General features: G+C 44.4%; 6 protein-coding genes, 2 tRNA genes and 2 rRNA genes (1 of these 10 cut by a window edge). 3 read left to right on the top strand and 7 right to left on the bottom strand.

The genetic code is table 11. From position 1 onward, the window contains the following. The 4 genes from F8S12_RS11515 to F8S12_RS11500 form a co-directional block, all read right to left on the bottom strand. Positions 1-995: ribosomal RNA gene (locus F8S12_RS11515) — 23S ribosomal RNA — on the bottom strand (it extends 1891 nt beyond the left edge of the window). 181 nt (positions 996-1176) lie between these two features. Further along, positions 1177-1249 (bottom strand) — tRNA-Ala (locus F8S12_RS11510). Between the two features lie 89 nt (positions 1250-1338). After that, positions 1339-1412: transfer RNA gene (locus tag F8S12_RS11505), tRNA-Ile, on the bottom strand. Positions 1413-1541: 129 nt separating this feature from the next. After that, positions 1542-3030: ribosomal RNA gene (locus F8S12_RS11500) — 16S ribosomal RNA — on the bottom strand. The 16S and 23S rRNA genes sit together here with 2 tRNA genes alongside, the layout of an rRNA operon. A gap of 305 nt (positions 3031-3335) precedes the next feature. Between F8S12_RS11500 and nadC the strand changes: the two genes are divergently transcribed. Continuing rightward, positions 3336-4205, top strand: coding sequence for a carboxylating nicotinate-nucleotide diphosphorylase (gene nadC / locus F8S12_RS11495; protein WP_196516418.1), 870 nt, complete (start codon positions 3336-3338; stop codon positions 4203-4205). Positions 4206-4589: 384 nt separating this feature from the next. Here nadC and F8S12_RS11490 read toward each other — a convergent pair whose 3' ends face one another. After that, positions 4590-4769 carry an element excision factor XisI family protein gene (locus tag F8S12_RS11490; protein WP_196516417.1) on the bottom strand — a complete coding sequence of 60 codons (180 nt, stop codon included), beginning with the start codon at positions 4767-4769 and terminating at the stop codon, positions 4590-4592. 23 nt (positions 4770-4792) lie between these two features. On the opposite strand from F8S12_RS11490, the gene F8S12_RS11485 reads away from it, so the two are divergent. Continuing rightward, positions 4793-5752: an NAD-dependent epimerase/dehydratase family protein gene (locus F8S12_RS11485; RefSeq protein ID WP_196516416.1), complete on the top strand. Its 960-nt coding sequence runs from the start codon at positions 4793-4795 to the stop codon at positions 5750-5752. Between the two features lie 58 nt (positions 5753-5810). Here the strand turns inward: F8S12_RS11485 and F8S12_RS11480 are convergent, their stop codons facing one another. Continuing rightward, a complete protein-coding gene (locus F8S12_RS11480; RefSeq protein ID WP_196516415.1) occupies positions 5811-6173 on the bottom strand; it encodes a hypothetical protein in 363 nt (120 codons plus the stop codon). Between the two features lie 300 nt (positions 6174-6473). Here F8S12_RS11480 and F8S12_RS40530 point away from each other — a divergent pair, with 300 nt between their 5' ends. Beyond that, entirely contained in the window at positions 6474-6896 is a 423-nt protein-coding gene (locus F8S12_RS40530) for a hypothetical protein (RefSeq protein WP_230967953.1), read from the top strand. A 160-nt stretch (positions 6897-7056) separates the two neighbouring features. Here F8S12_RS40530 and F8S12_RS11470 read toward each other — a convergent pair. Beyond that, positions 7057-10000, bottom strand: a 2944-nt coding sequence (locus F8S12_RS11470; protein ID WP_196516414.1) for a DUF2157 domain-containing protein, incomplete at its 5' end; no start/stop codon positions are given.

Raw genomic sequence — 10000 nt, 5'->3', positions numbered from 1 at the left:
CTCTTGACAATGAAGCTTATCCCCCACTGTCTCACTGGCAATGTGTGCTCTGGGTATTCAGAGTTTGTCTCGATTTGGTACCGGTCTCCCAGCCCGCACCGAAACAGTGCTTTACCCCCCAGATATAATCATTACCGCTGCGCCTAAACACATTTCGGGGAGAACCAGCTAGCTCCTGGTTCGATTGGCATTTCACCCCTAACCACAACTCATCCGCTGATTTTTCAACATCAGTCGGTGCGGACCTCCACTTGGTGTTACCCAAGCTTCATCCTGGCCATGGTTAGATCACCAGGGTTCGGGTCTATAAACACTGATTAGCGCCCTTTTCAGACTCGGTTTCCCTTTGGCTCCAGCATTCTCGCTTTAACCTACCAGTGCCTATAAGTCGCCGGCTCATTCTTCAACAGGCACGCGGTCAGACGTTGAATCGTCCTCCCACTGCTTGTAAGCTAACGGTTTCATGTTCTATTTCACTCCCCTTCCGGGGTTCTTTTCACCTTTCCCTCGCGGTACTGGTTCACTATCGGTCACACAGTAGTATTTAGCCTTACGAGGTGGTCCTCGCTGATTCACATGGGATTCCTCGTGCCCCATGCTACTCGGGATTCAGCTACTATCCTTTAACTTTCGACTACAGGACTTTCACCTTCTTTGGTGCAGTATTTAGCTGCTTCGTCTAGCCTCCAGATTCGATATCGCTGTCCCACTACCCCAATAGATAAATCTTTTGGTTTAGGCTCTTCCCCTTTCGCTCACCACTACTTAGGGAATCTCTGTTTTGATTTCTCTTCCTCCAGCTACTAAGATGTTTCAATTCGCTGGGTTGGCTCTCTCCTGCCTATATATTCAGCAGGTAGTATATAGGGTTGCCCCATTCGGAAATCTCCGGCTCTTCGTTTGCTTCCAACTCCCCGGAGCATATCGTCGGTAACCACGTCCTTCATCGCCTCTGTGTGCCTAGGTATCCACCGTTAGCCCTTATTAGCTTGACCACTCAAACATTTGGTGTTACATTTGCATTCACTCAACATCCATAAAAGAATGTCTGTGTCTGCCTGCTAATTTCGCGTTACTATGCAGTTTTCAAGGTTCTGGCTGAGATTTCACTCAGCAGTCTGGCATCTAAGCCATGTTGCTGATTTCTCTTACTTTCATTTTGGCAATCGCCACAGGTGGAGGTTAGCGGACTCGAACCGCTGACATCCTGCTTGCAAAGCAGGCGCTCTACCAACTGAGCTAAACCCCCAGACAGAATTTTGGATTTTGAATTTTCGATTTTAGATTGAAATAAAACTCAATCCAAAATCTAAAATCGGCAATCTCAAATTCTTCAGGTGGGCCATCCTGGACTCGAACCAGGGACCTCACCCTTATCAGGGGTGCGCTCTAACCACCTGAGCTAATAGCCCATATCGAACCAAATCATAGTTTGAAAGCTTTCAACAATTGCAAATGTCTGCGACCGACCTAGGTTTGACCATCTCAGTATCTATTTAACTGTGTGCTTTTCGATTTCTGAGGGGTGTAGGTCTCCCTAAAAAGGAGGTGATCCAGCCACACCTTCCGGTACGGCTACCTTGTTACGACTTCACCCCAGTCACCAGTCCTGCCTTAGGCATCCTCCCCCCCGAAAGGTTGGAGTAATGACTTCGGGCACTACCAGCTTCCATGGTGTGACGGGCGGTGTGTACAAGGCCCGGGAACGAATTCACTGCAGTATGCTGACCTGCAATTACTAGCGATTCCTCCTTCACGCAGGCGAGTTGCAGCCTGCGATCTGAACTGAGCTCCGGTTTACGGGATTAGCTTGCATTCGCATGCTTGCTGCCCTCTGTCCGGAGCATTGTAGTACGTGTGTAGCCCAAGGCGTAAGGGGCATGCTGACTTGACGTCATCCCCACCTTCCTCCGGTTTGTCACCGGCAGTCTCTCTAGAGTGCCCAACTTAATGCTGGCAACTAAAAACGAGGGTTGCGCTCGTTGCGGGACTTAACCCAACATCTCACGACACGAGCTGACGACAGCCATGCACCACCTGTGTTCGCGCTCCCGAAGGCACTCTCCCCTTTCAAGGAGATTCGCGACATGTCAAGCCTTGGTAAGGTTCTTCGCGTTGCATCGAATTAAACCACATACTCCACCGCTTGTGCGGGCCCCCGTCAATTCCTTTGAGTTTCACACTTGCGTGCGTACTCCCCAGGCGGGATACTTAACGCGTTAGCTACGGCACGGCTCGGGTCGATACAAGCCACGCCTAGTATCCATCGTTTACGGCTAGGACTACTGGGGTATCTAATCCCATTCGCTCCCCTAGCTTTCGTCCCTCAGTGTCAGTTGCGGCCTAGCAGAGCGCCTTCGCCACCGGTGTTCTTCCTGATCTCTACGCATTTCACCGCTACACCAGGAATTCCCTCTGCCCCGAACGCACTCTAGCCTTGTAGTTTCCACTGCTTTTATCTAGTTGAGCTAGACGCTTTAACAGCAGACTTACATAGCCACCTGCGGACGCTTTACGCCCAATCATTCCGGATAACGCTTGCATCCTCCGTATTACCGCGGCTGCTGGCACGGAGTTAGCCGATGCTTATTCCTCAGGTACCGTCATTGTGTTCTTCCCTGAGAAAAGAGGTTTACGACCCAAGAGCCTTCCTCCCTCACGCGGTATTGCTCCGTCAGGCTTTCGCCCATTGCGGAAAATTCCCCACTGCTGCCTCCCGTAGGAGTCTGGGCCGTGTCTCAGTCCCAGTGTGGCTGATCATCCTCTCAGACCAGCTACTGATCGTCGCCTTGGTAGTCTCTTACACTGCCAACTAGCTAATCAGACGCGAGCTCATCTTCAGGCAGTTAACCTTTCACCTCTCGGCACATCCGGTATTAGCCACCGTTTCCAGTGGTTGTCCCAGACCTGAAGGCAGATTCTCACGCGTTACTCACCCGTCCGCCACTAAATCCGAAGATTTCGTTCGACTTGCATGTGTTAAGCATACCGCCAGCGTTCATCCTGAGCCAGGATCAAACTCTCCGTTTTGGTTTGTTTGTAGCTCAATAGCTGCTCTTTTTTAACTTCAGCTTAGTTATCTTTAATTTGCTTGACGCAAATCACTTGCTGTATAATCGCTTTCAAACTATAATATTTTCAAGGTTCGGTGTTCCTCCAGCGTCGCTTTGTTTCGCTTCGCTTCAGGCACTTATTCAATATAACGAACCTCCTTTATCTTGTCAACTATTTTTCCAAAATATTTTTTGGACTCTTTTATTGTCCCTTGAAAGCCTTAAAGAATAAGGGTTTTAAGCTATAGTATTCCTGGAAGTCGAGAAGGAAACAATAAAATTGTGAGGAATTCTGGTGTTTTACCACCTTGGCTAGTTTTAGATCCACTGTTGCGTGGCTGGTTGTTGGAGGATATAGGACGAGGCGATCGCACAACAAATACGCTACTAGTAGAAGATGTGACATTAGGCTCGGCTAAATGGATAGCTAAAGCTACTGGGATAATTGCTGGCTTACCAGTTGCAGCTAGAGTGTTTCAGATTTTGAATGAAAAAGTTAGCTTTGTAATGGTTATGCCTGAAGGTGCATGGTGCGAGCCGGGACAGATAGTAGCTGAAATTCATGGTTCGCTCGATGCGCTGCTGATGGGGGAACGGGTTGCTCTGAACTTAGCTATGCGACTGAGTGGAATTGCAACGCTAACTAATATATATGTGGAGCAAATTGCTGATTTACCTGCTCAGTTGGTGGACACTCGCAAAACTACACCAGGACTAAGACTGTTAGAAAAGTACGCGACTGCTGTAGGCGGGGCAATTAATCACCGCATGGGGCTGGATGATGCGGTGATGATTAAGGACAATCACATTGTGGCGGCTGGAGGAATTGGAGAAGCAGTTACCTGTATTCGTTCTCAGGTATCTTATCCCTTGACAATAGAGGTAGAGACGGAAAATTTAGAGCAGGTGAAAGAAGCTTTGCAGCACAAGGCTGACATTATTATGCTGGACAATATGCCTTTGGAGATGATGTGTGAGGCAGTACAGTTGATTCGCCAGCAGGATAGTCGGGTGAAAATTGAGGCTTCGGGGAATGTTACTTTGGACACGATTCGTGGTGTAGCAGAGACGGGTGTTGATTATATTTCTAGCAGTGCGCCAATTACTCAGTCAAAGTGGTTAGATTTGAGTATGAAGATTTTATTTAAGTAATGAGGTTCATTATCCCACTGCAAAGTCGTTCTAATATGGCATTTTTTAAGGATAAAAACCCAAAACAATAGACCTCTTGCAAAAAAAAATTGTGATATAGTTAAGGGTTAAAATTTTTGAAAATCTAACAACTATATGAAGTTCAATGTAGCAATAGTAGTCAGTTCGTAGTTATAAAGACCAGCAATTATCCCTCTTTTGTCACTTTCCGAAAACATTTGCCTTTTCTAAATTCTAGAGCTTTTGTATAGTAAGCCATCGCACGATTTTTTTCTAATAACAAATACAGCACCAATCTTTTTCTAATAGGATAGCTTGTCACTAAACGTTTGAACTCTCGATTTGATAACCTTTTGCTTTGCTCGTAATGCATTTTTAACTAGATTATAGGTAAAAACTGCATATCATACCATAAAATAATTTTGCAAGAGGTCTAATATCTTCTTTGGGAACACCGAGTTCAACCAATTGGTTTGCAATGCTAACTTTGATGCCATCTTGTTTAATCCAAAAAATTTTGCTATCGATGGATGTCGAGGTGAAGGACACTATATAAAGATTCATTAAGATATCAAAAAACAGGCAACATGGCTAAAATTATCGTTACTGGAGCCGCCGGCTTTATTGGTTCTCATCTTGCAGAAACGTTGCTGCAACAAGGAGAAGAAGTGATCGGGATTGATGAATTTAATGATTACTACGATCCTATATTAAAGCGTAAGAATATTACACACTTACATCAGTCACCTGGCTTTACATTAATTGAAGGAGATATTCAGTTTTTAGATTGGCAGAAACTCCTAAAAAATGTTGATGTAGTTTACCATCAAGCAGCACAAGCGGGTGTCAGAGCAAGTTGGGGTAAAGCTTTTCGAGGTTACACAGAACGAAATGTTAACGCTACACAAGTTTTACTGGAAGCAGCTAAGGATGCTAAACACCTGACAAGGTTAATATTTGCCTCTTCGTCGAGTGTATATGGTGATGCAGAAAGATTACCTACTCACGAGGGAATTTGCCCCCAACCAGTTTCTCCTTATGGCATTACGAAGCTAGCAGCAGAATTTTTGTGTGAACTATATTACAAAAACTTTGGTGTGCCCTGTGTAACATTGCGCTATTTTACAGTTTATGGCCCCAAACAGCGCCCAGATATGGCATTTCATAAGTTCTTTAAATCTATTTTGCAGAATGAGGCAATTTCTATTTACGGTGATGGACAGCAAACGCGGGAGTTTACGTTTGTTAGTGATATCATAAGCGCTAATTTAGCTGCCGCGATCGCACCCCAAGCAGTGGGAGAAATCTTTAATATCGGTGGCGGTAGCAGGGTAGTTTTAGCAGAAGTCTTCAACACAATTGAAGAAATCGTCGGGAAACCAATTAAAAAACACCACATAGAAAAGGCGATGGGAGACGCTCGTCATACTGCTGCTGATATATCTAAAGCGCAGAAAATTCTGGGATATCAGCCGCAAGTCTCTCTAAAAGATGGTTTGACGCAAGAATGGGAGTGGGTGAAATCTTTGTATTCCCTATCCTCCTAATTTTCTTAACCTTCATTTTTGGGTGTTGCAAACCGTATTGATGATAAGAGTCTTGCTCTTAACTGGTAGTCAAAACAACACCTTGGCGCACACTACGCTTGCGATCGCTTTTACGAGTACCCCCAGCCATCTGATACTCGTGGCTATTTTTACCAAACTTATGAGCAACACCAAGCAAAATTTTTTCAGAATAGTCTGCCAAATCTTGTTCATTTTCGGTGATTTGGGTTAATAAAACATCAATAGTAGAGAGAGTGGTATTGTAGGCTTCTAAAGATTGGCGGAGACTTGCAATTTTGTCAGTATAATCTTTAACCGTTAAACTATCTCCGACATTTAAAGTAGGACTGATAGATTTGATACTTGCCAAGCGCATCTCAGCTTTGCTAAGAATACGTGAATCGCGTTTTTGTCTTGCCATAGTTAATACTCCTTTAGATGAAAAGCCTAAATTTCTAGTAATTCTATAGTGCAATACGGTTCAGTTAAGGGCTACTGGTACAAAATTTTGGGTTTTTGAGACGCGATAAATCGCCGTCTCTACAAATGTTTTGGTCTTATCTGAACTGTATTGTTCTATAGTGGACAATTTTTTAAAAGGTTGTCCTGCGTAAAATTATTTATTTTTTTAAAGATTAAAATTTGAGTAATTTCATCAATTTTCATCCCCTCTCCTCTCATAACCGCAGTTGCTTCACAAGGAGCAACTAGGGGCGAGTTTATGAAAAATTTCGATGTGTTAGAAATCTGTAGAGTGAACTTGTTCTTACTTTTTTCTCACTCAGGACTCAGTAAAGTTAAGGCAGAAGTTTCTACAGACTGCGCGAAACACCGAAACGTCAAGGCGGAAGTTCCTACAGGGAAAGCGGAAATTCCTACAGACTGCGCGAAACACCGAAACGTCAAGACGAAAGTTCCTACAGGGAAGGCGGAAATTCCTACAGACTGCGCGAAACACCGAAACGTCAAGACGGAAGTTCTTACAGGGAAGGCGGAAATTCCTACAGACTGTGCGAAACATCGAAACGTTAACCTTGAGCAATATTTTTTGATGAATACTAATCGCATTTTTCTGCAAAAGGTTGGCGGTGGTTACATTTTCGTTCATCGGATGCTACAGGAACATTTTGCCAGCATGGAGTGAGTTGAGGTAGAGTAAGTGCGTTGGCGTAGCCCGTTGTAGACATCGCCATTTTTGTAGCGACTGTTTTAAAAGTCAAGCGATCGCCGAAATAACAAATGCAATGCAGTGCGATAGGCGATCGCCTGTCTAATTAGTTCAACCCTTAGCTTAATACCTAGCCCTATTCCCATGATTGAAATTCATCAATAGTGCTGCGAATGAGGGAAGTTATTTGAGCGCGACGGGTTTCAAAGTTAGCGGCAATATAAATTAGTAAAATGCCAACTAGCAAGCCAACAACCCATTTTAAGAAAGAGTATTGCAAGCTGAAAATTACTGATTGATAGATTGTAGTGATTAAAAAAGTGGCTGTACCAATGTAGAGAAAAGCCCGCACTCGCAAAGCTAATCCGGCAAAAATGGCGATGAGGCTGAAAATCCCCGGTATCCAGGCAGTGTTTTGATGAAATAAAATTGCCCACCCACAAATTAAACCACTACCTAGCAACCGGAGACTGTGGCGAGCGGTTTTATACTCTAGTAGCCTCAGTTGAAAATCTACTTGAGCAATATAAAGCAGTGATAATCCAATTGGTGCTACATACCACAAAGCATTTGTCAAGTTTAAGTTATAAAACCATCGGTAAAGCGCCCAATTAATCAACGCCACACTAATATAGGTAAAACGAATGTTTTCACCCACCTTTGCTAGGAAAATGTAAAATCCAGCTGCGAATAGCAAGGTAATTGGGTAAATTTGCAGTCTGGTTTGCCATAAAATTATTAGGGGTATGATGTAGGCGGCTTGCTGCCAAGCTCTTTTAGACCAACCCCAATTTTCCCAAGGTAGGATGTAAAGACAATAAGCTACCACACAGGCGATCGCACCGTTCCAAGGAAGTAATTGTGTAGTAAATAAACGTCCTATTGGCATATCCTGCAAGTAAATACTGATGAAACCTGCCTCTAACAAACCCAGGTAAACCCAGATTTCATCTATTGTTATACCCGACGCTGTTGCCAAGGACAGTTGGCGCGTTCGCTTTCCCTGAAAGATGGCATAGCGAATCAAGAATATCCCAGTTCCCAATCCCACCGAACGGTTAACTCCAATGGGAGTAGCAAGGGCGGCCATTAATAAACAGCTACTCCAAGCCCAGTGAATATGGGCAATTCCTTTGAGTTCTTGGGGAGTTAAGCTTAAGTAACTTCTAAGCCAAGGAGACAAGATACGGTAAGCATACATAATACTAGTGCCAAGAGCAGACATGGCAATCAATCCATCACCTAATGCTCCTCCTGATACTTGTAACATTTGATAGAACAAAAGTTCATAGGCAGAAATTGATATGCCAATGATTCCTAAGTACAGCAGGGGTTTAAAGTTTTCGTGCCGTCGCCCTACGCCAATGATGATTAAAGCTACACCCAAAGAACACAAACCTGTCCAATTGGTAAATGTGTCCAAACGCAGTAATACACTGAATACACCATAAATTAATGGCAGAATGTGAAAACTGCTAGGAAGCCTTTCTGATCGATGTCGTCGTCGCCACCACTCTCCGACAAGTTGAGCAATTAAACCCAAAACAATGTTAGCGATTGGCAAGCCACGCTCCGCGATCGCAATTTTAACAGTTGATCGTTCCCCAAACCCTAGTACCTCAGCAGTCAACAATTCCAAACACCAACCAATGCCATAAAATGCCCAATTTGTCGGTTCTTGCCAACTGCGATAAACAATGGCTGCCAAGGTGATTGCAGTGGCAATTAAGTACAAAAATCCCGAAGTAGTAAACCCTTGGTAAATCAGCACTGAGTGCAGTGTCAAACCCAATAACTCAAAACCACACAATGCGATCGCCCATTTATTACTAGCGGCTGCATATATGATTCCTAATTCGTTACCGCGTTGGTTCAAAAGTGTTCGCACTAACCATAGACTTAGGGTTGCGATCGCTCCTGCGACAAACCAACCTGCTAACGCGAGGTGAGGTAAACCAGGTACACCTGCCCATAACAACGCCCCAATGAAACTCAGAACAAATCCTTCTGTAATTACCGCAGATATTTGATTTCGCAAATAGCGCGTATTTGTAAACATCAATCCCGCAGCCACAGCCAAACCGATTAATCTGGTTCCTGGTAGCTGTAAAGTAAGTAGCTGGGCAACTCCCACAGCCAAGACACTCAAATAACAGCTAGTAGTGCGACGCTCTATAATTGTGCGATTGGCAACACCCGTGAGAGCTAAAGGCGTAACTAGCCATAAGACTCCCCAATAAGCTCGGCTATCAGCTATGCCATACCAAGATAATTCTGCATTCATCCACAATAGGAAAAAACTAGCGGCGGCTAGTACTAAACCGATGTCCCATGCACTACGTTGCCATAGTCCATTGCTCAGGCTAAATACCCATTCTGCAACCATGAGAGCTAATAAAATACTTGCCCAGGCTTCTTGACTCAGACTTGGTAACAGCCAATTAATGGTAGAGCAAAATGTCAGCACCCCCATGATATGAGTTAGATATACCAGGGGAAGAGAGGAGGGAGAGCGGCGTTGAGTGACGAATGCGAGAGTGGTGGTAGAAAATAGCAGATTTAGCGATCGCAACGTGGGATTTATGAGCGCGATCGTTGTTAAAAAAGTTCCAAATAAGAGGGTGAGCAGTTCGCCAGACTTAGCTAATTCTCGTTTTTGGCTACGATGCAGGCTATCTGTGAGCGCCACCATCAAAACTATGTAGGGAAATAAAGCTACACTCAGTAACGCCCAAGGTTCATTTTGAGAATTGGTGAGTTGAGTGCCGATAGCGATCGCCCATTTTTGTAAGTTATCAGGTACTAATCGCCAAAAGAGCCAAATTGTCTGTAAGCCAATGACAAAAACTGCTGCCAAGTCAGCCTTAAAACTGTACCTCTGCAAACGATTTCCCACAAACCACAAACCCAAACCACTCACAGCGATCGCTTGCCAAGGATAATTTACTACTGAAACTAGCCAACCCAGGAAGAGTAAAATTGCACCAAGTTTTTCCCAAAGTAGGGGAGATGAGGGGGACAAGGGAGACAAGGGAGATGAGGAGAATATTACTGTTACTTCTTCTGCTCCCCCTGCCCCC

It is taken from the genome of Nostoc sp. WHI, from assembly GCF_015714725.1.
Classification (GTDB): domain Bacteria; phylum Cyanobacteriota; class Cyanobacteriia; order Cyanobacteriales; family Nostocaceae; genus Nostoc.
This window is presented reverse-complemented; position numbering and strand designations above follow the sequence as displayed.